Raw genomic sequence first — 24087 nt, forward strand, 5'->3', positions numbered from 1 at the left:
TTGTCATACATGCTCTTTTTTTGAAAGATAGTCAGTAATTAGTGATTTTCGGTTTATCTTAGCATTTTTAGGTTTGCAATGATTGATTTTGCTGATATTTAATCTTTTTATCTTGATATTCTCCCCCTATGTATGGTACAAAAGATATAAGTAATATGTCCCTGGTTTTCTGGAACAATGTCGGCGTGTCTTATTTGGATTATATGAGTATATAATAAAAGGATGATTAGAATGATAAAATGGATTGGGTTAATAAGTAGTGCTGTGATTGCTGTAACAATTTGGGGTTTGCTGCTATTTACTGTTCTCAAAGATGACAATGTCGAAAGCCAAGAGTCACAAGTTGAACTGGAAGAAACAGTACAGGAAGAGTTGGAAACAGAAAAAGTAGAAGAAGAAATAGAAGAAGAAATAGTTCCTAAAGAACTAGATCAAGAAGGACCTATAGTTTCAGAGGATACCCTTGAGATCGATGATAACAATGTTGTTACTGAAGAAACTATGGATGGGTTACCGGAATTATTAAATTCAATGAACATAGACAAAAAAGAGACTGTAGTTAAAGTTGTCAAAAACGGCGATGCTATTGCATATGGTAGCGGGGTTTCTATCGACGATATACTCGAAGGTATCCTTCCGGAAGAATAAATGGTGAATTTTGATGTAAATTAGCTTCTAGGAATAGTAAAATCTCTTTGAACCCTTTATAATGTAGTAGAAAGACAAAAGAGATTGTTGTCTATGTTTTAAAAGGGAGGTTCAGCATGGCGAATATAGGTTTCCCAAGTTTAATATTAATTTTAGTGATTGCGTTAATTATTTTTGGTCCGAAGAAGCTTCCGGAGATCGGAAAAGCAATAGGACAAACATTGAAGGAATTCAAAAGTTCTACAAAAGATCTAACAAATGATGACGAATCGTCTAACGATAAAAAGTCAAAGTAACAAGGAAAATTGCTGATGTAATAGGTGTAAGGTGACTTTCATCTTACATCTTTTTCATGTTTAAGGAGAGAAATATCATGTCAGAAGAAAACATGAATATGCTGGATCACTTAGATGAACTGCGTAAAAGAATCATGATTGTTGTCGCAACATTTATCGTCTTATTAATTGCCGTTTTTATTTATGTACAAGATATTTATGAATGGTTTACGAAAGATCTTGATATGCCATTAGCTGTTTTAGGACCTCTTGATATTATTGTTATTTACTTCACCTTAGCAGCTGTATTAGCTTTCGCTTTAACTCTTCCTGTACTTGTATTTCAGATTTGGTTATTTGTAAGACCCGGTTTAACCATGAAAGAGCAAAAGGCTTCGCTAATTTATATTCCAGCATCGTTTATATTATTTTTAGCAGGTCTTGCTTTTGGGTTTTATGTTGTACTGCCTATTGTTCTAAGTTTCTTATTAGAGCTTGGTAGCGGGACATTCGAAACAATGTTTACGGCAGATCGTTACTTTAACTTTGTTCTCCGTATGACATTACCATTCAGTATCTTGTTTGAGATGCCTCTCATTGTAATGTTTTTAACTACAATTGGTTTAATTACACCAGCCGGTATGAAAAAAAACAGGAAATATGCGTATTTTGCGCTCATCGTTTTGAGTGTTTTAATATCTCCACCAGATTTATTATCTGATATCCTAGTAATTATCCCACTTCTTTTCCTTTACGAAGTGAGTATTAGTATGGCTAAACTTGTATACAAGAAAAAAACAAAAAGCGATGACTAGTCAGAGAAACTAGATAATAAATAACCTAAAAAGGATGCCGATTATCGGCATCCTTTTTTAACAGATAAGAATGTATAAGATGACAGCTACTTTTACGCCACACGTATCAAGGGAAACCCCACTCGAGTAGCACCTAAACGTACTACGTAGGTGCTACTCGGGGTGGCGAAAGCTAACGCTGTATTTAATAAAAGACGGCTATGCCGTTTTTTGTTATACAGTGATTTAAGTTAACTTAAGATAGTTCAAATCTTTATTTCTTTGTAATGTTTCCAAAGATTTGACTATTTCTTTGATAGAATCTACGTCATTACAATCATAATGGTCGATATCCAAATGTAAAATAGGACATTCTTGAAAAGTACCAATCCATTCCTGATACCTGAAATATAAATCACTCCAAAATTTATCGGGGGTATTTATTTCCATCTCACGCCCACGAGATTGGATGCGCTGTATAATGCTTTCAAACGAGCCATCGATGTAAATTAAAACATCTGGTTTTGGAAAATATGGAGACATAACCATAGCTTCAAACAAGGAGCGGTAGGTATCATAGTCGCGGTTTGTCATATTTCCCTGATCATATTGAAGCTTTGCAAAGATCCCAACATCCTCATAAATACTTCGATCCTGCACATAACCCAAACCTTCTTCGTGCATTTGTTTTTGTTGCTTGAACCTTTCAGCTAGAAAATACATTTGTAAATGAAAAGACCATTTCTTAAAATCATCATAATAATCTTCTAAATACGGATTTCCATCAACCTTCTCGAATGCAGGTTTAAAACCTAGTGCACCCGAAAGTGCGTTGGTTAATGTTGATTTGCCTACACCAACGGTACCGGCTAATGTAATAAGAGATTGTGAATTCAGGTTGTGTTGTATTCGTTTCATAGTTTGCACTCCATAAAATAATTTTAGAAAAATGATTGGCGTTTCGTTAAAGCATGGTCGATTTGATCGATTATGCGTTGGAAATCATGGTCATTGTGAACAAAATCCATCTCATCGCCATTAAAAGTAAGAATAGGGATATCCGGATAGACCCTCTGGTGATCTTTCATAAATTGTTGATAATCATCAGATAGTTGCTTTAGGTAATTTGGATCCATTGTTTGTTCCATGCTTCGTCCGCGTAATTTAATACGGTCTAATAACGTTGGAAGACTAGCATGTAGGTGTACAATAAGATTTGGTTTAGGTAAATCATCTGTAAGAATATTATAAATGCGATTATATTTATCAAAATGGTGATTAACAAGTGTTTGCTTAGCAAATAAATTATTTTTAAAAATATGGTAATCGCTAATTACAGGAAGATCTTTTGCCAAATAGTGATTGTATGTATCTTCTAATTGCTTAAATCTATTACAAAGGAAGAACATTTCTGTTTGAAAACTCCACTCCTCATTGTCTTCATAGAATTTGGTTAAGAATGGATTTTCATCTACTATTTCTTTTAATAAATAATAGTTAAATTTTTCAGCTATTCGAGTTGCTAATGAGGTTTTTCCAACTCCTATAGGTCCTTCTATAGCAATGAATGGAGCATCAAATTGAGTACTCACAGCAGAAACCTCCCTTCAAAAATTTTGTCGAATTATAACAGCAACGTTAATTCTACCATATCTGTAGAGTTTTCAAATGCTTTCTAGTAAATTTTTTGCACTAAATGCGATATATTTTCAAAATGTAGGTCAAAGAATAATATACCTAGGCGTTTTCCTTAACAACTTTTGATATTTATAGTAAAATAGTTATAGAAACTTCTTGATTAAGGGGGCGTGTATATGAATACCCAAGTAAAAATAGTAACAGATTCGACATTAGATTTACCTATGGATGTTATTAAAAAACTAGATATTACTATCGTACCTCTAACAGTAACTATTGATGGGGAATCTTATTTAGACGGTATTGATATTTCATCATCAGAGTTTTCCAAAATGCTTGTGAACGCAAAAGACGTTCCAGGGAGTTCGCAACCATCAACCGGACAATTTCTGGAAGTATATGATCGACTTGGTAAGGATGGGAATCCTATTATTTCGATACATATGACGAGTGGCATGAGTGGAACTTTTAATTCTGCTAAAACAGCTTCAGAGATGACAGATCTTGATGTGACTGTTGTAGATTCAAATTTTATATCTGTAGCATTAGGTTTTCAAGTTCGAGAAGCCGCTGAGATGGCCTTAAAAGGGGCAAATGTTCAAGAAATTTTAGACAGATTAGAACAGGTACGGAAAAATAGTTCACTTTATATCATGGTGGATACATTAGAGTACTTGGCAAAAGGCGGAAGAATTGGAAGAGGACGAGCTCTTTTAGGTTCGTTGTTAAAAATAAAGCCAATAGCCTCTTTAGATGATGGTGTTTATACTCCAATTAACAAAGTTCGTACATATATGCAAATGATTAAATTTATGAAAAAAAAGTTCGAAGAAGAGACTTCAGGTAAAATAGTAAAAGGAGTAGGAATTGCTCAAATAGAGGCAAAAGAATTAGCGATTCAATTAAGAGATGTCCTAAGTCAAATGACTGATTTTGAAGACATATTTATTATTGAAACAACACCCATTGTTAGTACCCACACGGGACCAGGAGCATTGGCATTAATGTATTATTTTGATGATAAATAATAATGAGGTCATGACCATGGTTGGTCATGACCTTTTTTACAGAAAGTATAAGATAACAGCTCTATTCATGCTGCACGAATCACAGGGAAACCCACCTCCTTTCGAGTATCACTTATACACACTACGTAGGTGCAACTAGGGGGGGCGAAATATCACGTTGTATGTAACAAAAGACGCTACGCGTTTTTCTTAACAAAAAAACACAGATGATTAAAAGGAGATGTTAGCCTTGGAGAGGACCGGACTAGTACTTGAAGGCGGAGGTATGAGAGGTGTTTTTACTGGAGGGATGCTAGAATTTTTTCTCGAAAAAAATATTCACTTTCCTTATATTGTTGGAGTCTCTGCAGGAGCCTGTAACGCCGCCTCTTATATCTCAAGACAAGCGGGTAGGAATAAATCGATTACTGTAGACTATGCAGACCATCCTGATTATATATCCGTTAAACGATTAATTCGGTTAGGAGAATTATTCAATATGGATATGATTTTTGATCAGATTCCTAATATCGATAATCCTTTTGATTATAAAGTTTTTTTTGAATCAACTCAGAAGTTTGAAATTGGAGTAACGGATTGTCATAGTGGGGAAACGGTTTATTACGAGAAGCAAAAACTAGGAGATAATTTCAATAAAATACTTCGAGCATCCTCTTCTCTTCCAATGATTGCACCGATTGTCAGTCACGAAGGAAGTTATTATTTAGATGGTGGGATAAGTGATCCGATCCCGATTAACGAATCACTTAAACATGATAATCGTAAACATATTATTATTTTGACACAGTGCGAGGGTTATCGGAAAAGCCCATCAAAAAGAGGAATGTGGTATTTTAATCGTAAGTACAAAAAGTATCCAGGGCTTATTAATGTAGTAAGAAACCGTTCGAATGTTTATAATACAGCATTAGATAAAGTAAAAAAACTTGAAAAGGAAGGAAAAGCTTTTATTTTTCGACCGGATCATTTACAAGATGTTGCAAGAGTAGAACGGAATAAAGGGCGTTTACAGGCTTTGTATGATCATGGTTATCAGAAAGCAGAAGACCGTTTTGAGGAACTGATGAAATTCTTAGATAACTAATTGGGATTTTACTTTGAACGGGGTTTTAAAGTGGTTTCCAGTGTTAAAGAGAAGCAAAAAGGGTATGGAAAAGTGGCTACGGTCGAGATAAATTAAAAGGAGAGGCTGAGTCATGGTATTAACTGACAAAGAGAAAAAATTACTTATACGAGTGTTAAAAAAAGAAAAAATCAAAGTCTTTGGAAAAAAAGAGAAAAAAGATGATGTATCTGCTTTATTAGACAAATTAGAACAAAGTGCCAGAAACGAGAAGGTAAACAAAGTTAAGCCTTCTAAACTTTAACTAGGAAAATAAAGACATTTAGCACATGAAAAAGAGAGCGAATCCATTAATAATCCTTTTTTCTTTCTTTTATCTAGAATGATTTTCTTGTATACTATAAGTTGGTACATATTGAGAATAATTAAATTTAAATGAGAGTAAATCTTACGCAGGGGATACTTTTAGTTATAAGGAGATTAAATGAATGAAAAAGTTTTGGGAAAAAATTGTCCATTATCATGTGAGAACAGTGATAGTTGTGACAATTATAGTAAATGTATTAATTGCTATTCTTTCTTTTTTACCAGGATACGTAGGGGAACTTCCTAATTGGATTACCCGCTTACCCCTATTAAATGCTAGTATGAATTCTCTGACATTTATTTTTTTACTATTGGCTTTAATAGCGATACTAAAAGGAAAGATTCTACTTCATCAACGGTTTATATACGCAGCTTTTACGACAACCTCGATTTTCCTTATCTCGTATATAACGTTTCACTTCACAGCAGAATCGACTCCTTACGGTGGTACAGGTATACTTGCAATTTTTTATTATGTCATTTTAATTTCTCATATTATCTTAGCAGTTGTTATTGTACCATTAGCATTAATGGCCTTTTTCACCGGCATTAAAGATATGCGTGAAACTCATAAAAAATGGGTACACTGGACAATGCCATTGTGGCTTTATGTCAGTGCAACAGGCGTATTAGTTTACGTCATGATTTCTCCATACTATACCTTTTAATAATTGGGCATGTCCAAACGAGTTATTTTACTCGGGACATGCTTTTTTCTTGGTCACATATCTTCTTTATTTTTGTGCATGCTATGAAAGTGAATTTGACTAAAGAGGAGGAATCCTGCGTGAATCGGACATATCGATTATCTATATTTTTTAGCGTATTTCTTATAATTCTGGTAAGTATATTCTTTCGTTCAGAACACTTGGAACAGTCTGAAGGTACTTCTTCCAACCAAAAAGCAATGAATAATTTACAGGCGGAGGATCTGATAATGACTATCGATTTGTTTATGAATCAAGTCAAGCAAGATTTACTGGGGTGGGAACAGATAAGAAAACAGTCTGATAATACAGAATGGATAGTGGAAGAACTGAATCATCATGATCATATTGAAGCATATGCTGTGCTTGATCGGAATACCAAAAAAATAAAAGAAGAAATCGGTGATATTTCAGCGGAGTCTCTCGATAAAATACCTAATGATGAGCAAGATTATCTGGATGAATGGTATACCTCTGATCCATATATTATCAAAGGTTCAAAGAAAATGCTTATCTCCCATCAACAGGAACACGAGCTTATTGTTTCTGAAGTTGATATAAGTTTTGTTGAGCATTTTGTGAAGGATTTTGCGGCTTTATCAGACCGGGAAGGAAGTTTTGTGCTGGGTAATTCAAATATAGATGTTTCATTCGCCAGCCAAGATATGCAAAGCAATGAAAATATTATAAGTAAAAAAGTTCCTGGTTTGGATTGGAATCTGTACCTTGAGTCAGAGCCTTCAAATGAGACAAGAACGGAAGAAAAAAAGGGAGAAGTTGTAGTTACTCTATCTGATGGTGTTTCCCCGGAGCAATGGGTGGAGGATCATGAGGTTGTTTTGTTAGATCAACTTGATAAAACAATCGTTGTTAGAGACTTAACGAAAAATGCAACGGAAATGATGGATGATTGGTTTGGGGATTCTTCTGTAAAATATATGGAACCAAATTATGTGTATGAAAAGCAGGCTAGTTACAACCATAGTCCAACGAAGAGAGGTGCTGTCGGTCAGACAGAAGCAATGTTACCAAATGATGAGTTTTATGATCTCTACCAGTGGAACTTTAAAATGTTGGGTTTAGAAAATGCTTGGGGTTCCACAACCGGAGCCTTTGATGTCCCTGTTGCAATTTTAGACAGTGGGATTGATCCGACACATCTTGATCTAGAACAGCGAATTTCATCTGGATACAATGCATTCGAAGATAATGACTCTTATCAAGATGAAAATGGTCATGGTACGCACGTGGCTGGAATATTTGGGGCTGTGACGAACAATTCCGATGGAGTTGCAGGTGTTACATGGGAAAATCCTATTATGGCTGTAAAGGTGTTGGATCATGATGCATTAGGAAATTCTTTTTCGATTGCGAAAGGGATAAAGTGGGCAACTGATAACGGTGCGAAGGTAATGAATTTAAGCCTTGGCGATGCGCATAGCTCCGAAGTATTACATGATGCGATCAAGTATGCCTATAATAATGATGTGGTTATAATTGCAGCCACTGGTAATGAAAACGTAGAAGATGCAATGTTTCCCGCAGGTTATAAAGAAGTTTTGGCTGTAGGTTCTGTTAATCAACAGAATGAACGAAGTGTGTTCTCTAATTATGGAAATCATGTGGATGTTGTTGCTCCTGGTGAACATATTCCTAGTACGTACATGGGGGATGAGTATGTGATGATGAGTGGTACTTCTATGGCAGCCCCACATGTTACAGGAATAGCAGCCCTGTTAAGATCTAAAGAACCTGACTTAACCAACGAAGAAGTTTACCAACGAATTCGAGATACTGCATTAGATCTAGGGGCAGTTGGATTTGATCGTTATTATGGCTATGGCGAAATTGATACAAGCCGGCTATTTGCTAACTAACTATTTGAGTTCGTTCATTTGATAAATCATTAATTTGGTGATATAAGATAAGCTCGTCCAATTCTTGCGAACAACGGATGACTCGTCTGGAGGATAAACCATATTTGAATGCAATGAAGTGCAGTTCCTTTCGTTTCGTTTCAATTAAATCTAACATACCCATACTCCTTTCCAGCATAGAATATATATATTATCTTACAAAAAAGTGCAAAATGGAAGCCATTCTCCATAATATGTCAAAAGAATTGCAAAGTATGTTTATTTTTATCTCTTTCGACATTAATTATAGGGTAAAATCTTAGTATAAGAGGTAATTGTTTATTATCTGTAGGAAGTATTCTTTAAAAGCCGGCTGTATTTTCAACTCTTTTTTATACAATTGTATAAAGAATGAGTTGATTTTTTAGTTTGGTTGTATTCTCAGCGGATAATATCCTTAAAGGATGAATTTTGTTCAAAATTGCATTACACTTAATGTTAGTAGGAGAACCACTTATTTAAGGCTTCGAGATTTATTGTTAAAATCCCTGCGGTTTCTACGTTGCTCGTAGGACAAGACCGAACTATGAACAATAGCTTTTGGGATTTCTATTTATAAGAAACCGAGGTGATAAAATGATTAAACGAAATCTTTTTATTGGCGGAGAATGGATTGAACCTGAATTTTATCAGGATCGCTACTCCCCATTTACGAATGAGAAAATAGCAGAGGTACCTCTGGCAACAATCCGAGAAGTCGATGCTGCCCTCGAATCTGCACATAATGTTAAGCGATTGTTTAAGAAAATGCCCGCCCATAAGAGAGCAGATATTTTAGAGAATGTTGTAAATCTTATAGAAGAAAATAGAGAAGAATGTGCCAGGCTTATTGCAATGGAGGCAGCAAAACCGATTCAAATAGCACGTGGGGAAGTAACCAGAACGATGATGACTTATAAATTTGCAAGTGAAGAGGCAAGGAGAATGCCCAATGAATTTATAAATATGGATGCTGCTCCAGGTGGTGAAAACCGTGTTGCCTATACTATAAGAGAACCTGCGGGAGTAGTCGCTGCAATTACTCCATTCAACTTTCCGATGAATTTAGTGGCCCACAAAGTGGGACCTGCTATTGCGTCAGGTAATCCTATAGTACTTAAACCTGCTTCACAAACACCTCTCTCAGCATATTTTATAGCGGAACTTTTTGATAAAGCAGGACTTCCTAAAGGGATGTTAAATGTAATAACCGGAAAGGGCAGTGTTGTGGGGGAGGCATTAGTAACGGATTCAAGGACCTCTGTCGTAACCTTCACAGGAAGTGCTGAAGTGGGAATTGCAATGAGAAATAAAGCTGGTTTAAAAAAGATGACATTGGAGCTGGGTTCTAATTCGGCAATTATCATCGATGAGGGAGTAAATCTTGCTGAAATTGTTGATCGAATTGTCACTGGATGTTTTGCATTCCAAGGGCAAGTTTGTATTTCCGTTCAAAGAATTTACGTTCATGAGTCAATTAAGAAGGATTTATTGAAAAAAATGAAAGCTAGACTAGAGAAGTATATTTTTGGGGATCCATTAGATGATGCAACTGAAATGTCAGCAATGATTTCACCCGAAGATAAAGATCGGGTGTTATCCTGGATACATGAAGCAGTAGACGAAGGTGCTAATGTGATCACAGGTGGCGAATCCGAAGGTAATATGATCCAACCGACAATCTTGGACAATGTTCACTCTAAAATGAAAGTTTCTTGTGAAGAAATATTTGGACCGGTAGTAACGGTAACTTCTTTCATAGAATGGCAAGAAGCGATTGACTATGTGAATGAGTCAGAATACGGTCTACAGGCTGGCGTTTATACTGATAATTTGAAACGAGCCTTTTATGCTTCTGAGGAACTTGAAGTAGGAGGCGTGATGATCAATGACTTTCCATCGTTTCGACTTGACCATATGCCGTACGGTGGCGTTAAAAAAAGCGGAATGGGAAGAGAAGGTATTAAATATGCCATCGAAGAAATGACAGAAATGAAACTTGTAACTTTTAAAAAATAAAAAGACTTTTTAAAGGTTACACCAGAAAGTATAAGATGACAGCTCCTTTACGCCACACGCACATCAACGGAATGTGAAATGTAAAAACTAGACTATTGCTTACTACAAGCTTTAGTCTAGTTTTTTTGGTTTTTCTGTGTTGATCAGGCAAAGATTCGTGGGCAACTCCCAGTAAATAGAAATTTACCTATTAATCTACTAACGACATTCTAATCCTTGCTCTATTAATATATATAAAGTGACCCATCAACATACCTTTTGAAAAAACTTTTAAGGAGATGTTTTCATGAAAAAATTTCTTATTCTAAGTATATTAGCAGGTGCCATTTATTTTTCAGTTCCTAGTGAATCTTTTGCATCTTCATACAAAGTGAAAGAAGGAGACAGCCTTTATTTTTTAAGTCAGCGTTATGGTATATCTATCACTGAATTGAAAAACGAAAATAATCTGTTAACTAACGAAATAATTTCAGGGGACTATCTTGTTATTCCTACTAATGCAAAACACTCTCACACGGTTAAACCTGGGGAATCTTTGTGGAGCATTGCGACAAAGTATGGAATGACGATTGCACAGCTACAACAGAAAAATTACTTATCATCTTTTATTGTATATCCTGGACAAGCATTAGCTGTATCTGGAAAGGGAGTTAAAATTTCAAATCATGGATTTAGTGAGGAAGAGAGAAACCTATTAGCACGCCTCGTTCAATCTGAAGCTAAAGGGGAGCCTTTTAAAGGCAAAGTAGCCGTTGCAGCAGTTGTCTTAAATAGAATGGCGCATAAAGATTTTCCATTCAATATTAAAGAAGTCATATATGAAACGCATGACTCAGGAAGAATATTTGCTTTTGAACCCGTTCAAAATGGAGAAATAACTCGTCATGCAGATCAAGAATCTATCCGAGCGGTCGAAGAAGCAATGAATGGGTATGATCCTACCAATGGGGCAGTTTATTTCTTTAATCCGACTACTTCCACTTCCAAATGGATTGAATCGAGAGTAGTAAGACAACGTATAGGTAATCATGTATTTAGTTTCTAGAGAATACTGAAAAGAGGCATCCAAAATAGGATGCCTCTTTTTAAAGGTGAAAACCTTTTATAATACTAGAATTCTGGTTAAAAGAACAAACTAATCATCCATAGAAGATAAATCTCCGGCAGGTTCGTTTAATTCCCATGCTTTTAATACACGACGCATAATTTTACCACTGCGTGTTTTCGGCAGTTTATCCGTGAATTCAATTTCTTTCGGTACAGCATGTGCGGAAAGTTCAGTTTTTATGAACGTTTTGATTTCTTTCTCCAATTCTTCGGAATACTCATGCGAGGGATTGAGTACAACGAATGCTTTAATAATATGACCTCTAATTTCATCAGGTTTACCGATAACTCCGGCTTCAGCTACAGCTTTGTGTTCGACTAACTTACTTTCAATTTCAAAAGGACCGACACGCTCGCCGGCAGTCATAATTAAGTCATCGTTACGACCTTGGAACCAGAAATATCCGTCTTCATCCATATATGCAGTATCACCGGATACATACCAGCCTTCAAAGGCAAAATATTCATTGAATTTCTCGTCATTTTTCCAAATCTTACGCATTTGAGAAGGCCATCCTTTTTTAATGGCTAGGTTACCCATCTCATTTGGCGGCAGTTTTTTTCCGTTGTTATCAATGATGGCTGCTTCAATACCTGGAAACGGTTTACCCATCGATCCAAGTTTAATAGGCTCACTTAAATAGTTACAAATAAGCATGGCACCTGTTTCTGTCATCCACCAAGTGTCATGAATACGGTGCTTAAAGACCTCCCATCCCCAACGAACTACTTCCGGATTTAGTGGTTCACCGACACTCAGGATGTGACGAATGGAACTTAGATCATATTTTTTAATGACATCTGAAGGTGTCGACATTAACATTCTAAATGCGGTAGGAGCACTATACCAAACTGTGACATTATTTTTCTCAATCGTATCGTACCAATCGTCAGGAGAAAACCTTCCCCCTCGTATGACGTTTGTCGCACCATTTAACCAAGGTCCGAAAATTCCATAAGAGGTACCCGTTACCCAACCGGGGTCGGCAGTACACCAGTAAATATCATCCTCACGTAAATCCAACACCCATTTTGCGGTTTGGTAATGTTGAATCATTGCTTGATGCACGTGGTAGACACCTTTTGGTTTCCCGGTGGACCCCGATGTATAATGAAGGATAAAGCCATCTTCTAAGTCCATCCATTCAATCGCAGAATCATCATCTGTACACGCTTTCATTTCTTTGGAATAAGAAAAATGTTTTTCATCTGTTTTTACATCATCACCTACTAGAATTATCTTTTTAAGGTGAGGGAGTTCGTCAACTGGAATACGGGAGACTAGTTCAGGAGTTGTTACGATAACACTTGCTTCGCTATCCTCGAGTCTGCTCTTTACGGCATCTTTCATAAACGCTTCAAAGAGAGGACCAACAACTGCACCCATTTTAATTGCTCCTAGAAGAGCGATGTATAACTCAGGTGCTCGGGGCATGAATATAAAAACTCGATCACCTTTTTCAACATCTAATTTTCGAAACATATGAGCTGCTTGATTTGTTAGTTTTTTTAATTGCTCAAATGTGTAAGTTTCATTGCGGGAAGGATCGGAATATAATAATGCTTTTTTCGCTCCTCTTCCTTCTTTAACATGTCTGTCGATCGATTCATAGGCTATATTAATTTTGCCTGTTTTTGACCAGGTAAACACATCTCTTACATCGTCCCATGAAAAAGAATTTTTTGCAGATTCATAGTTTTGAAGTTGATAGTTACCTTGTTTAGGTTGTAAAATTTTCATGCAGAACACCTCCAAAAAAATACTTTAAATTACTTTCTATAGCAATCATATACCTAATATTCTGATACTTCAAATAAGAACTTATTTAAAGACAGAGATTTTTTTAAGAGATAAGAATGTATAAAATTGGCATCTACCTTCACACCGCGTGTATCAAGGGAAACCCGCCTTCTTTCGAGTAGCACCTTCACGCATTACGTAGGTGCTACTCGGCGCGGTGGAACTAACGCTGTATTTAAGAAAAGACGCTTTGCGTTTTTCTTATAGTATAATTTATAAGTTGACAGCTATCTTTACGCCACAAGCATCAAGGGAAGTTCGCCCTTGATGCTTAAATGATGGTGGCTTTAAAGATCACGCTGTATTTAATAAAAAACAGCAGAGCTGTTTTTCTTATAGAATCTCCTTCTTGATTTTTTTCGTAAATCAACGTAGTTTTAAGGGTAGGGAGTGAATAAAATGGATATTTTTACGATACTCATTCTTATTGTAATTGGAATCATCTTATTAAAAGTTGTAGGAGCAGTTTTCAGAATTGTTATTTTTATAGGAGTTATCTTGTTTATTGTTTATATTTTCCAACAATTAGTAAGTTCAGCTGCTGTATACTGAAGGAATTTTTAACTTTATTGTACGTCCTTGATGTAATGGAATGGAAAGACTGTTAGAGAAGTGATTTACTAATAGAGGTCACTGTAATTTATAGGTATAATGATAGTCATTATAGAGTATAACCACCCAAATATTTAAGAGGAGGAATTTAAATGAGCTATAGAGTAGAAAAAGATACATTAGGAGAAGTGAAGGTCCCAAATGAAAAGTGGTGGGGAGCACAAACACAACGCAGTTTAGATAATTTCAAAATTGGTTCTGAAAAAATGCCAAAAGAGATAGTAGAAGCTTTTACCATTCTTAAAGAAGCAACAGCTGCCGCAAACCTTCGTCTGGATAATTTAGAGGAAGAAAAAAGTTTAAAAATTCAATCGGTATGCCAAGAACTTCGTGAAGAGGGTACATATGAACATTTTCCTTTAGTTGTATGGCAAACAGGAAGCGGCACACAATCGAATATGAATATGAATGAAGTTGTTGCATTTAGAGGGAATGAACAATTGGAAAAAGAGGGAAGCAATGCCAGAATTCATCCGAATGATGATGTGAATCGCTCGCAAAGCTCCAATGATACCTTTCCAACAGCGATGCACATTGCTGCTTTAAAAGAAGTCGAAGATCGATTGCTGCCTGCGACACAACGTTTAAGAAAGACGTTTGAACAAAAAGCGGCTTCATTTGAAAATGTCATTAAAATTGGACGTACTCACCTTCAAGACGCTACTCCGCTCACGCTTGGCCAAGAGATGAGTGGTTGGGTACATATGTTAAAGCGTTCTGAAGAAATGATTGCACAATCAAAAACACAGTTAATGCATTTGGCAATTGGTGGAACTGCAGTAGGAACAGGTATTAATGCACATCCTAAGTTTGGTGATTACACTGCAGAAGAAATCAGTAAAATAACTGGGAAAAAGTTCTATTCCTCTGAAAATAAATTTCATGCGCTTACTTCACACGATGAACTCGTATATGCGCACGGAGCAATTAAAGGATTAGCCGCAGATCTAATGAAAATTGCAAACGACGTTCGTTGGCTTGCTAGTGGTCCTCGCTCAGGCATTGGGGAAATTTCCATTCCCGCTAATGAACCAGGAAGCTCGATTATGCCAGGGAAAGTGAATCCAACCCAGTCCGAAGCGTTAACGATGGTTGTTTCTCAAGTTTTTGGTAATGATGCTACGATTGGTTTTGCTGCGAGTCAAGGTAACTTTGAACTTAATGTATTTAAACCAGTGATTATTTATAATTTCCTGCAATCGGTTCGATTATTAAGTGACGCGATGGATTCCTTTAATGATAAATGTGCAATAGGCATTGAAGTAAATGAAGAAGTAATAGAAAAGCACGTGAAAAACTCACTTATGCTGGTCACGGCTTTAAACCCTTATATTGGTTATGAAAAAGCTGCAGAAATTGCTAAAACTGCATTTAAAGATAATTCGACATTAAAAGAAACTGCAGTAAAACTTGGATATTTAACCGAACAAGAATTTGATGAATACATTAACTTAGAAAAGATGGTTAGACCAACTGAATAATGTAAATACTAAGTGTCTTTTATTGAATGCAGCATGAAGCTAGCTGTCATTTTATACATTGATAGAAAACATCATGACAACAAAGTGAGGCTAGAATATGAATATCGTTGATTTACATTGTGATGCATTATTGAAGCTTCACATGGATCCAGGAAAATCATTTACAAATGATTCAGACTTGGAAGTGAATGCTGAAAGATTGGTAAAAGGAAATGTGAAATTGCAGTTGTTCGCTATTTTTATTGAGCCGGAGGTTACTAGTCACAAACAATTTCAAGTTGCTCTTGAGCAAATCGATCTTTTTCACCGTGAAGTAGTAGGCAAACATCCTAATATAAGAAAAATTGTCCATTGGTCTGATGTTGCTAAACTAAAGGATGGTGAAATTGGAGCTATTCTTACTCTTGAGGGTGCAGAAGCATTTGGGAATGATCTTGTAAAATTAAGGACCTTATATCAACTCGGAGTGAAGTCTATAGGCCTAACATGGAACAATGCAAATTTATGTGCTGACGGCGTAGCGGAACGAAGAGGTGCAGGTTTAACCAAATTAGGGTTTGAAGTGGTGACAATGAATAATCAAGAAAAGGTTTGGACAGACATGTCCCACTTATCAATAAATTCCTTTTGGGATGCAGTCGAGGCAGCCGAGTTTCCAGTTGCAACCCATTCAAATTCCAAAGTGATCTGTGGGGACCGGAGAAATTTGTTAGATGATCAAGCCAAAGCCATTATTGATAAAAAAGGATTTATTGGAATGGTTTTTAATCCCCCATTTTTAAATGGGAAAGAGACAGCCACGATGGACGATGTTTTGAGACATATTGATCACTTCTGCGGTCTGGGAGGATCAAAACACGTTGCATTAGGGTCAGATTTTGATGGTATTACGATGCATGTCAAGGATTTAGAACACGCAGGGAAATATCAAAATCTGGTTAATGAATTGCTAAAAAGATTTAAAGAAGAAGAAGTGCGTGGATTTGCATACCAAAATGTCATTGATCGTCTTCCAGTTTAGAAAATGAGTAGCTTCATGGCGGGTTTATGGAAATAATGGGGGCGGGGGAGGTTATTAAAGGACCTTTACCGCTCCCTTTGTTTACTTTCATAGAGAGAATAGTTAGGCTGCAATTATGCCCTCGCCTACATCGAGTAAAGATCATGATTAATTAAACCCTAAAAAAGGCTTTATAATTACTACTTTTCTAAATGTTTACTTGGTGATAGGAAAGGTAAGCATATTATAAAGTCTAACTCTGCATGCATGTTATACTTGGGTCATGAATGGCTGTTCGATAATTTCTAAGATGGGAGGCATTCAAAATGGAAACAGGCAATTTAAAGAAAGCAACATTTGCAGGAGGGTGCTTCTGGTGTATGGTTTCACCATTCGATAAGCAACCTGGAATTCATGAAGTTATTTCAGGGTACACAGGAGGACATACAGAAAAACCTTCGTATAAAGAGGTTTGTTCAGAGACAACAGGTCATTTAGAGGCTGTTCAAATTACTTACGATCCGGAAATCTATCCGTTTGAGAAAATTTTAGAATTGTACTGGGGTCAAATAGACCCGACAGATCCAGGCGGTCAATTTCATGATAGAGGCGAATCCTATACCACTGCAATATTTTATCATGATGAGGAACAAAAGGAGCTCGCTGAAAAATCAAAAAATGCACTTCAGCAAAGTGGGAAATTCAAAGATCCGATCGCTACGGTAATTCGCGAAGCGTCCACTTTCTATCCTGCAGAAACGCATCATCAGGATTACTATAAGAAAAACTCCCTTCATTACAAAATGTATCGTAAAGGAAGCGGAAGAGAAGATTTTATTAACAAACATTGGGGGTAATAGCATGAGTAAGAAAGACTTAGAGAAAAAGTTAACACCCATTCAATACAAAGTGACACAGGAAGATGCAACAGAGCCTCCTTTCAAAAATGAATATTGGGACTTCTTTGAAGACGGGCTGTATGTAGACGTCGTTTCAGGTGAAGTACTTTTTAGTTCAAAAGAGAAATTCGATTCTAGTTGTGGCTGGCCAAGTTTTACCGAGCCGCTTGAAAAAGAAAAGGTGAAGGAGAAACAAGACAATAGTCTCCGAATGACCCGCACAGAAGTGCGCAGCTCAGAAGGTGACTCTCACCTAGGACATGTGTTTAATGACGGTCCAGGACCAAATGGTTTGCGCTATTGTATTAATTCAGCTTCTTTACGATTTATACCTGTAAAGGATTTGGAAAAAGAAGGGTACAAAGAATATAAATCACTTTTTGAATAAAAAAACCACCAGACCAGTTATTTTAAACTGATCTGGTGGTTTTTATTTTTCAACGAAAGGTTGTTTTGAAGAATGACCGTTCGCTTAGAACGTTTTATTAGTATCTTATTCGATTAAATGCCGAAGCTACTTCTAGTTTTCTTGGTAAAGCAAAGTCTCCAGGATGTTTCCCTTTAAAAGGGGATAAAGAATCCAATCCATCTCTGGTTATTTCTTCATAAACCTTGTCTATTGCTTTTTTGAGACTTGTTTCTCCATTGGCAACGTTAGCAACACGTTTTACCATATGAGCAATGGCTTGCGTTTGACTTGAATCAACTAACTGTTCAACGTGATGCAATGCGAGGTTGGAATTGCCAATTCTTATCGAGTGTAATCCCTTTGCCTCGACCTTTTCTTTACGATCAAATAACTTCCTAATTTTTTGTAGCTCAAGTTTTCTCTCTTCGTGAGCTGAATAAAAAGCTTCTTTGTTGGACACTTCTTTTTCTCTAGTAGATTTAATTGTATCAGCAAGAAACTTCGCTTCTTTCGTTCGGTCAAAAGGCTTATAATCATCCATCATAATAATATGGTCCGCCACATCAAAGTAGTCACCGGATCCACCTAAAACAAGGACAGTTGAAACTCCTCTTTCTTTGAATAACTGCTGAACTCTGTCAATAAATGGCGTGATCGGTTCTTTGGATTTACTCACAAGCTTTTGCATTCTGCCATCACGAATCATAAAGTTTGTCGCACTTGTATCTTCATCTATTAAAAGGAGTGAAGCATCCATTTCAAGTGCTTCAATAATATTAGCAGACTGTGAAGTACTGCCGCTTGCATCTTCAGATGAAAAACTTGTCGTTTTCTTGCCGAAAGGAAGATCATTAATAAATGGACTAATGTTTACTTTTGTAACAGCACGCCCATCCTCAGAGCGTATTTTTACTGCATCTTCATCTGTGATGACATATTCCCGGCCATCTTCCAACTGATGATTGTAAACACCACGTTCCATGGCTTGTAATAACGTGCTTTTTCCGTGGTAACCCCCGCCGATTATGAGAGAGATTCCCTTTTTTATTCCCATGCCAGTTTTACTTTTACCAGATGGGAGATTGATTGTTGTCTCATACTCTCTGGGTGATTGAAACATAATAACGGATTCATCCATTAACGGTTTATTACTTACTCCAGATTCTCTGGGTAATCTTGATCCATTCGCAATAAAGGAAACAAGGTTTCTCTTAAACAATTCTTTCCGGATATAAGCCTGATCCTCAGCAAGTAGAAGAGCTTGATTCAGTTTTTCTCTATCGTAATTTCTAACTGTATTTAGGACAACGTTTGGGATAACTGATGAAAGAAGTGTCGCAGCTTTTTGTCCAAGAATGCGTCTGCCTTGAGCAGGTAAACCTGTGGAAAGACGGAATTCTATTCCACCCTCATCTATAGTTACAGCCGTTCGTTGCAATACTTCTTGACCTGGGCGATCAATGGATATTAGTCCACTTTTGCCGGTTCCATGAACGGGGTTCTTTGTATTTAAGATCTGCCGGTGACACTCATGAGCAAAAAAGTGTGTGAGGGCTGTCTCTTTTTGTAAGTTATCAAATTTATCAAATGTTAAATCCACATGGTTTGAAGATATAAAGAAGCGTACTCGAGAAGGCGTTGCAAAGGGATCTCCTTGGACATAATCGACATGCAACGTATAATTTTCTGCATGATATGTTCCTTGTATATCTTTTAAAGATCGATAAGATTTTCCATCTAATTGCTTTAATTTAGCTTGTAATGTATTCATTGTTTCATTCCTTTCATTGTTATTCTATTCCCTTCTTTGAATGTAACCGGAATACAGAAAAATAAACAGTCGAATCATATAGAATTTATTTGATCATTTATCGTTAGGGTAGAAAAAGTATTTTCTCATTACATAATAATCAGTAAAAGAGGCAACCTAAATCTGTTAAATACAATAAAATTTGGTAGGAGTGGAAAAATGAAAAAAAGTTGGCTTATAGTTAGTTTTATTGCAATAGTAGGTTTGATGATGCAGTTTCCAAACTTCACTAGTGCAGATGATACTACGACAGAACAAGCAAAAGCAAGGGTTGTCCACGCGTCACCAAATGCAACTGCAGTGGATGTGTATTTAGATGACGAAAAAATACTTACTGGTATGCAATTCAAGGAGCTAAGTGAATACCACCCATTGGATGAAAAGAGCTATGAGGTAAAAATTTATGAAGAAGGGAGCAAACCGAAAAACTCAGAACCTGTGTTAGAAGCCAATATAACAGCAATGGCAGGCGAATCATATACTTTAGCAGTCGGGGGTAAAGTTGACGAACTCCAATTATATGAGATAAAGGATGATAAAGAAGTAAATGAAGAAGAAGCCAAATTAAGAGTGATACACTTATCACCAGATGCCCCTGCTATCGATGTTTTTTCTTTAGATACACCAGTTGTGGCAAATGTTGCTTTCTCAGAGGCTTCTAAATATGAAAACTTAGCAGAGGGAAGCTACTCTCTTGACATAAGACCTGCTGGCCAAGAAAAAGAAATATTTAATATTCCAAATTTGCAGCTTGAGAAAGGTAAAAACTATTCGATTATTGCCTTGGGGCTTCTAAAGGGTGACCCAGCTTTCGATGTCATATTAGCAAAAGATAAGTAAATAAATTCTATCAGTGCACTAGAAAAATTTTCTTTTTTAGTGCACTTTTAATGAATGAAGACAGTGTTAACCGCTTACTAGAACTTCTGCGATACAACAGTTAACATCAATTTGTGACAAATAGTTAGAAAAAAAGCTTGTTCTTTCCGGGAGATACTGTATAAAATAATAGTATCTTATTTACACATAGGTGATTAAATGAAATTAATGGATCGAACTATTTACATAGTAATAGCCAGTGTATTGTGTTGGTGCATCCTACTGTTACCCATTAATCCGTCTGTCAGTAAAGCGCTAGCATCTGAATCTTTAGTGCAAAGCGAAGCATATGTAGTGATCGATTCCAACAGCGGGAAAGTCCTTAGTAGTAAAAATAAGCTGAAAGAAATGTATCCTGCAAGTATTACAAAAATTGTTACGGCAATTATGACAATAGAATCTATAGATATCAACGAGAAGACTACTGTAAGTAACCATGCTGTTCACGCAGATGGAACCAGGGTATATCTTTTAGAAGACGAAGAAATAACAATTGATCAACTTTTACACGGATTGATGGTCAGTTCAGGAAATGATGCAGGAATCGCTATAGCAGAACATGTTTCGGGTTCTGTAGAGAATTTTGCCCTAGATATGAATCAATTTCTTCGGGAGGAAGTTGGTGTGGAAAATACCTCGCTCTCAAATCCGCATGGACTTTTTGACGAAAGGCACGTAACGACTGCTCTAGACATGGCCAGAATAAGTGCCTACGCCATGAAAAATGCAAAATTTAGAGAGCTGGTAAATACAGAATCTTATAATTGGGTAGGTGAGGGGTGGGAGACAACATTGTATAATCACCATCCACTTCTAAGAGGTAATGAAGAAGTGATTGGTATAAAAAACGGTTTCGTAACGGAATCTGGTTATACATTAGCTACTGCAGCAATCCAAGAGGATACAGAGGTAATTGTTGTCACACTTAATAGTCCTACTAAAGATATCCTAGTTGATGATACGTTAACACTTCTTAATGAAGCTTTTAGCAAATATGAGACGAAATGGCTTTCTTTTGCCGATAAAGAAACGCTACCAGGCTATATTTACCCTGATTCACTGCCGGTTACGGTCGTTAAAGGGGAGAAAATTCTAACGGGAATATCGGAGACTGGAGTTGTTAGTGTCTACGGTGCAGGGAAACGTTTAATAGATAAAATACAGTTAAATCAAAGGCAAGAGGTTAGATTACCAATTGATTATTTAAATATAGATAAAGATGTAGCGATTAGCCCTAAACCTGAAAGAAGTGAGAGTTCATTTATGTCATGGTTAGTAGTAACCGGGTTTCTTTACTTCCCCCTGGATAAATAAAGACAGGCACCTTTTCAGGTGTATTATTATAAGATTATAATAGATGTATATATAATCATCATGGAGTGAAAGCGCTTGTCTTTATTCCGTAAATTTCAAACAATTCCTTAAATTCCTTATTGTTTGCGGACCATGACTGGTGTAAAATTTAACTATATAAGAAAAACGGCATAGCCGTCTTTTATTAAATACAGCGTGATCTTTCCCTTGATACTTGTAGCGTAAATATAGCTGCTAGTTTTATAAATTCTTTAAAAAAAGTGGTATATTGATAAAACGTTGATGAAAGACTTTTTGCATAAGAACTCGATGACGGAGTCTGGCAATAAGTCTTTTTTTGTAACAATTTATAAGGTTTTAAGTTTTTAGATATAGTTTCTCCTTCGACAAGAGAGACTTGAATCCACCTTAGCTACTTAGAACTTTCAAAAAAAACAGAGTTAAGAAAGCAACTATTTAAAGACTACGAATTTTACTTAGCTAAATTAAGTTTTGATTCAGCTAAATAGCTACCTGTAAATATCTATTTATAGGAATAGATGCACAAATTTTTCTGTGTTTAGAAGAAATACATAAATGAAGTCTATCAGGAGGATTGATCAGCATGGAGATGGCGAAAAATATTGCAAAACACTTCATTATATTTTCTTCTCTTCTCGTTGCTACCGTGTTGATTTTAACGTCAGTTGCAGTTTATCTTTGGCAGTCTACAGACGAGGGAAGATTGCCCGCAAAAACTGCAGTAGTGCTTCACGCAATTAATAATAACCTTGTTTCCTTAGACATAAATATTCAAGTACCACAAATTGTTTCTGGCGGTAGCGGCGGAGGTTCTCCTCTTTTAAAAGAAGACCTTTACATTCCTGTTCAAGGAGATGTCCAAATTCCTATGAGGATGTATCGACCTCAAGGAGAGGGGCCATTTCCAATTATTATTTATTACCATGGCGGTGCCTTTTTAAAGGGATATGGTAATATTGAAACGCATGATAATATTATTCGCTCTTTAGCTTCAAGAACAAAGAGTGTTGTAATAGCACCTAGTTACCGAGTTGCACCAGAGTATGTTTTTCCTACAGCAATAGAAGATAGTTATTCGGCTCTCATCTGGGGTGTCGAGCAAGCGGAGACTTTTCACGGTGATCCTGAACGAGTGAGTGTTGTAGGAGACAGCGCAGGGGGGAATATTGCAACAGTTGTGTCAATGATGGCTAGAGACCGTAATGGTCCAGACATTATTTCTCAAGTATTAATGTATCCTCTTACAACATTCCAGGATGTTCAATTAGAATCCAGGGATGTCTATGATAGCGGATATTATTTATTATCTAGGCAAGTCATGTATCGGGCAAGAGATTTATATACTCCAGAGGAATTGATGTGGTCGAATCCATATTCATCACCCTTACATGCAGAGGACTTAACGGATTTGCCACCAACACTTATTTTAACTGCAGAATTTGATCCTTTAAGGGATGAAGGTGAAGCGTATGCAGAAAGACTTGCAGAACAGGGGATTCCTGTAAAAGCGACTAGATACCGAGGTGTTATGCACGGGTTTGTCTCTTTTTATGAAGTGATGCAGAGCGGTCGATATGGTCTTCAAGAGGTTTCCAGCTTTCTCAGACAGTCAAATCAAGGAACGCTTCTTGTGAATGATAATTACCAATTACAAGTACGTCAAGCACCTCAAGGACTTGATCGTGTAAGAGAACAAACAGAAGCATTTGCTATTGCTGCCTATTTAATAGGGAGAACAGGTGTAGACCTATTTAACGATCAATAGTGGAGACTAGTTTTGAATAGAAGGAGGAAACATGGAAAAAAGGCTGCGAATTTTCATGATTATTTTTGCTGTTAGTTTATTAGTATTTGTCATTTCATATTACGGCTACTATATGTATATTGGTTTTATGTGGGTTTTAAACGACAGAATGTTAATGTTACTCGTATCCGATGGTCTATTTATTCTTTTTCTACCATTAGCTATAGTGTTACTCCTTCGGTTAAGAAGTGCTTGGTGGTTGACAATGATTCTTTTTACACAGCTGTTTGTTGCGAAGATTATAGCCATCTTTGCAAATCTATTTCTTGTTTTTTCGGGAACTATTGCCGAACCGTTACAATGGTCAGGATATGTCCTTGAGCTTATTTTTATATTTGTATACTTGCTTATCATCATTGTCTTTGCAATGCCATCCATTAGAGATTTTTTTACCATAACGTTAACACCTAAACAATGGGTCTGGAGAGTTTTTGCCGGAGCTATGCTGTTGTACATTTTACATTTTTTGATTACAATGGGTACAGTATATTTCGTAAATCCACAAGCGCCTTAATTA

General features: G+C 36.5%; 22 protein-coding genes and 1 pseudogene. 18 read left to right on the forward strand and 5 right to left on the reverse strand.

Annotated elements, in window-relative coordinates; all coding sequences use genetic code 11:
- Positions 1-231: 231 nt before the first annotated feature.
- The 3 genes from CEF18_RS04035 to tatC all read left to right on the forward strand — a co-directional run bounded on the left by CEF18_RS04035 (position 232) and on the right by tatC (position 1738).
- On the forward strand, positions 232-648 hold the full coding sequence (locus CEF18_RS04035; RefSeq protein WP_110935314.1) for a hypothetical protein: 417 nt from the start codon (positions 232-234) through the stop codon (positions 646-648).
- 116 nt (positions 649-764) lie between these two features.
- Positions 765-944, forward strand: a complete 180-nt coding sequence (gene tatA, locus CEF18_RS04040) for a twin-arginine translocase TatA/TatE family subunit (RefSeq protein WP_110935315.1) — start codon at positions 765-767, stop codon at positions 942-944.
- Positions 945-1021: 77 nt separating this feature from the next.
- Entirely contained in the window at positions 1022-1738 is a 717-nt protein-coding gene (gene tatC / locus CEF18_RS04045) for a twin-arginine translocase subunit TatC (protein WP_110935316.1), read from the forward strand.
- A 225-nt stretch (positions 1739-1963) separates the two neighbouring features.
- On the opposite strand, the gene CEF18_RS04050 is transcribed toward tatC, so the two are convergent.
- The gene (locus tag CEF18_RS04050) at positions 1964-2635 is read right to left on the reverse strand and encodes a deoxynucleoside kinase (RefSeq protein ID WP_110935317.1); all 672 of its coding nucleotides are present in this window, start codon (positions 2633-2635) and stop codon (positions 1964-1966) included.
- 23 nt (positions 2636-2658) lie between these two features.
- On the reverse strand, positions 2659-3309 hold the full coding sequence (locus CEF18_RS04055; RefSeq protein WP_110935318.1) for a deoxynucleoside kinase: 651 nt from the start codon (positions 3307-3309) through the stop codon (positions 2659-2661).
- A gap of 222 nt (positions 3310-3531) precedes the next feature.
- Between CEF18_RS04055 and CEF18_RS04060 the strand changes: the two genes are divergently transcribed.
- The 5 genes from CEF18_RS04060 (at position 3532) to CEF18_RS04075 (ending at position 8396) form a co-directional block, all read left to right on the forward strand.
- On the forward strand, positions 3532-4383 hold the full coding sequence (locus tag CEF18_RS04060) for a DegV family protein (RefSeq protein WP_110935319.1): 852 nt from the start codon (positions 3532-3534) through the stop codon (positions 4381-4383).
- Positions 4384-4603: 220 nt separating this feature from the next.
- Positions 4604-5467, forward strand: coding sequence for a patatin-like phospholipase family protein (locus CEF18_RS04065; RefSeq protein ID WP_223292222.1), 864 nt, complete (start codon positions 4604-4606; stop codon positions 5465-5467).
- A 112-nt stretch (positions 5468-5579) separates the two neighbouring features.
- The gene (locus CEF18_RS25700; RefSeq protein ID WP_183041034.1) at positions 5580-5750 is read left to right on the forward strand and encodes a hypothetical protein; all 171 of its coding nucleotides are present in this window, start codon (positions 5580-5582) and stop codon (positions 5748-5750) included.
- A 184-nt stretch (positions 5751-5934) separates the two neighbouring features.
- Positions 5935-6480: a DUF420 domain-containing protein gene (locus tag CEF18_RS04070; protein WP_110935321.1), complete on the forward strand. Its 546-nt coding sequence runs from the start codon at positions 5935-5937 to the stop codon at positions 6478-6480.
- Positions 6481-6599: 119 nt separating this feature from the next.
- Positions 6600-8396, forward strand: a complete 1797-nt coding sequence (locus tag CEF18_RS04075) for a S8 family serine peptidase (protein ID WP_183041033.1) — start codon at positions 6600-6602, stop codon at positions 8394-8396.
- Here CEF18_RS04075 and CEF18_RS04080 read toward each other — a convergent pair.
- On the reverse strand, positions 8389-8553 hold the full coding sequence (locus CEF18_RS04080) for an aspartyl-phosphate phosphatase Spo0E family protein (protein WP_110935323.1): 165 nt from the start codon (positions 8551-8553) through the stop codon (positions 8389-8391). The two genes, CEF18_RS04075 and CEF18_RS04080, sit on opposite strands and share 8 nt — an antisense overlap.
- Positions 8554-9011: 458 nt before the next feature.
- Here CEF18_RS04080 and CEF18_RS04085 point away from each other — a divergent pair, with 458 nt between their 5' ends.
- Together CEF18_RS04085 and CEF18_RS04090 are read left to right on the forward strand one after the other, a co-directional pair.
- A complete protein-coding gene (locus CEF18_RS04085; protein WP_110935324.1) occupies positions 9012-10433 on the forward strand; it encodes an aldehyde dehydrogenase family protein in 1422 nt (473 codons plus the stop codon).
- Between the two features lie 286 nt (positions 10434-10719).
- On the forward strand, positions 10720-11478 hold the full coding sequence (locus CEF18_RS04090; protein ID WP_110935325.1) for a cell wall hydrolase: 759 nt from the start codon (positions 10720-10722) through the stop codon (positions 11476-11478).
- Positions 11479-11568: 90 nt separating this feature from the next.
- Here CEF18_RS04090 and acsA read toward each other — a convergent pair whose 3' ends face one another.
- A complete protein-coding gene (gene acsA / locus CEF18_RS04095) occupies positions 11569-13281 on the reverse strand; it encodes an acetate--CoA ligase (protein WP_110935326.1) in 1713 nt (570 codons plus the stop codon).
- Positions 13282-13740: 459 nt separating this feature from the next.
- Between acsA and CEF18_RS25705 the strand changes: the two genes are divergently transcribed.
- The 4 genes and pseudogenes from CEF18_RS25705 to msrB all read left to right on the forward strand — a co-directional run bounded on the left by CEF18_RS25705 (position 13741) and on the right by msrB (position 17721).
- Positions 13741-13893, forward strand: a complete 153-nt coding sequence (locus CEF18_RS25705; RefSeq protein ID WP_183041032.1) for a hypothetical protein — start codon at positions 13741-13743, stop codon at positions 13891-13893.
- A 152-nt stretch (positions 13894-14045) separates the two neighbouring features.
- The gene (gene fumC / locus CEF18_RS04100; protein ID WP_110935327.1) at positions 14046-15434 is read left to right on the forward strand and encodes a class II fumarate hydratase; all 1389 of its coding nucleotides are present in this window, start codon (positions 14046-14048) and stop codon (positions 15432-15434) included.
- A 97-nt stretch (positions 15435-15531) separates the two neighbouring features.
- A complete protein-coding gene (locus CEF18_RS04105; protein WP_110935328.1) occupies positions 15532-16455 on the forward strand; it encodes a dipeptidase in 924 nt (307 codons plus the stop codon).
- Positions 16456-16760: 305 nt separating this feature from the next.
- Positions 16761-17721, forward strand: a pseudogene (gene msrB / locus CEF18_RS26940) (peptide-methionine (R)-S-oxide reductase MsrB).
- 97 nt (positions 17722-17818) lie between these two features.
- On the opposite strand, the gene CEF18_RS04115 reads toward msrB, so the two are convergent.
- On the reverse strand, positions 17819-19513 hold the full coding sequence (locus tag CEF18_RS04115; protein ID WP_110935329.1) for an ABC-ATPase domain-containing protein: 1695 nt from the start codon (positions 19511-19513) through the stop codon (positions 17819-17821).
- A gap of 198 nt (positions 19514-19711) precedes the next feature.
- Between CEF18_RS04115 and CEF18_RS04120 the strand changes: the two genes are divergently transcribed.
- The 4 genes from CEF18_RS04120 (at position 19712) to CEF18_RS04135 (ending at position 24084) form a co-directional block, all read left to right on the forward strand.
- Complete coding sequence (locus tag CEF18_RS04120; protein ID WP_110935330.1) at positions 19712-20392, forward strand: DUF4397 domain-containing protein; 681 nt, start codon at positions 19712-19714, stop codon at positions 20390-20392.
- 198 nt (positions 20393-20590) lie between these two features.
- Positions 20591-21745 carry a D-alanyl-D-alanine carboxypeptidase family protein gene (locus CEF18_RS04125; protein WP_110935331.1) on the forward strand — a complete coding sequence of 385 codons (1155 nt, stop codon included), beginning with the start codon at positions 20591-20593 and terminating at the stop codon, positions 21743-21745.
- Between the two features lie 604 nt (positions 21746-22349).
- Positions 22350-23531 carry an alpha/beta hydrolase gene (locus tag CEF18_RS04130; RefSeq protein ID WP_310793572.1) on the forward strand — a complete coding sequence of 394 codons (1182 nt, stop codon included), beginning with the start codon at positions 22350-22352 and terminating at the stop codon, positions 23529-23531.
- A gap of 31 nt (positions 23532-23562) precedes the next feature.
- Positions 23563-24084 (forward strand): hypothetical protein, encoded by a 522-nt coding sequence (locus tag CEF18_RS04135; protein ID WP_110935332.1) that lies wholly within the window; start codon positions 23563-23565, stop codon positions 24082-24084.
- Positions 24085-24087: the final 3 nt, after the last annotated feature.

The organism is Salipaludibacillus neizhouensis (genome assembly GCF_002886185.1).
Classification (GTDB): Bacteria; Bacillota; Bacilli; order Bacillales; family Salisediminibacteriaceae; genus Salipaludibacillus; species Salipaludibacillus neizhouensis.

Coding starts and splice junctions, on each gene's coding strand:
- tatA (WP_110935315.1), top strand. CDS start 765: ATGGCGAATATAGGTTTCCCAAGTTTAATATTAATTTTAGTGATTGCG.
- CEF18_RS25705 (WP_183041032.1), top strand. CDS start 13,741: ATGGATATTTTTACGATACTCATTCTTATTGTAATTGGAATCATCTTA.
- CEF18_RS04050 (WP_110935317.1), bottom strand. CDS start 2,635: ATGAAACGAATACAACACAACCTGAATTCACAATCTCTTATTACATTA.
- CEF18_RS04065 (WP_223292222.1), top strand. CDS start 4,604: ATGTTAGCCTTGGAGAGGACCGGACTAGTACTTGAAGGCGGAGGTATG.
- CEF18_RS04130 (WP_310793572.1), top strand. CDS start 22,350: ATGGAGATGGCGAAAAATATTGCAAAACACTTCATTATATTTTCTTCT.
- CEF18_RS04105 (WP_110935328.1), top strand. CDS start 15,532: ATGAATATCGTTGATTTACATTGTGATGCATTATTGAAGCTTCACATG.
- CEF18_RS04070 (WP_110935321.1), top strand. CDS start 5,935: ATGAAAAAGTTTTGGGAAAAAATTGTCCATTATCATGTGAGAACAGTG.
- CEF18_RS04125 (WP_110935331.1), top strand. CDS start 20,591: ATGAAATTAATGGATCGAACTATTTACATAGTAATAGCCAGTGTATTG.
- CEF18_RS04060 (WP_110935319.1), top strand. CDS start 3,532: ATGAATACCCAAGTAAAAATAGTAACAGATTCGACATTAGATTTACCT.
- CEF18_RS04120 (WP_110935330.1), top strand. CDS start 19,712: ATGAAAAAAAGTTGGCTTATAGTTAGTTTTATTGCAATAGTAGGTTTG.
- CEF18_RS25700 (WP_183041034.1), top strand. CDS start 5,580: ATGGTATTAACTGACAAAGAGAAAAAATTACTTATACGAGTGTTAAAA.
- CEF18_RS04115 (WP_110935329.1), bottom strand. CDS start 19,513: ATGAATACATTACAAGCTAAATTAAAGCAATTAGATGGAAAATCTTAT.
- acsA (WP_110935326.1), bottom strand. CDS start 13,281: ATGAAAATTTTACAACCTAAACAAGGTAACTATCAACTTCAAAACTAT.
- CEF18_RS04135 (WP_110935332.1), top strand. CDS start 23,563: ATGGAAAAAAGGCTGCGAATTTTCATGATTATTTTTGCTGTTAGTTTA.
- fumC (WP_110935327.1), top strand. CDS start 14,046: ATGAGCTATAGAGTAGAAAAAGATACATTAGGAGAAGTGAAGGTCCCA.
- CEF18_RS04080 (WP_110935323.1), bottom strand. CDS start 8,553: ATGTTAGATTTAATTGAAACGAAACGAAAGGAACTGCACTTCATTGCA.
- tatC (WP_110935316.1), top strand. CDS start 1,022: ATGTCAGAAGAAAACATGAATATGCTGGATCACTTAGATGAACTGCGT.
- CEF18_RS04085 (WP_110935324.1), top strand. CDS start 9,012: ATGATTAAACGAAATCTTTTTATTGGCGGAGAATGGATTGAACCTGAA.
- CEF18_RS04035 (WP_110935314.1), top strand. CDS start 232: ATGATAAAATGGATTGGGTTAATAAGTAGTGCTGTGATTGCTGTAACA.
- CEF18_RS04090 (WP_110935325.1), top strand. CDS start 10,720: ATGAAAAAATTTCTTATTCTAAGTATATTAGCAGGTGCCATTTATTTT.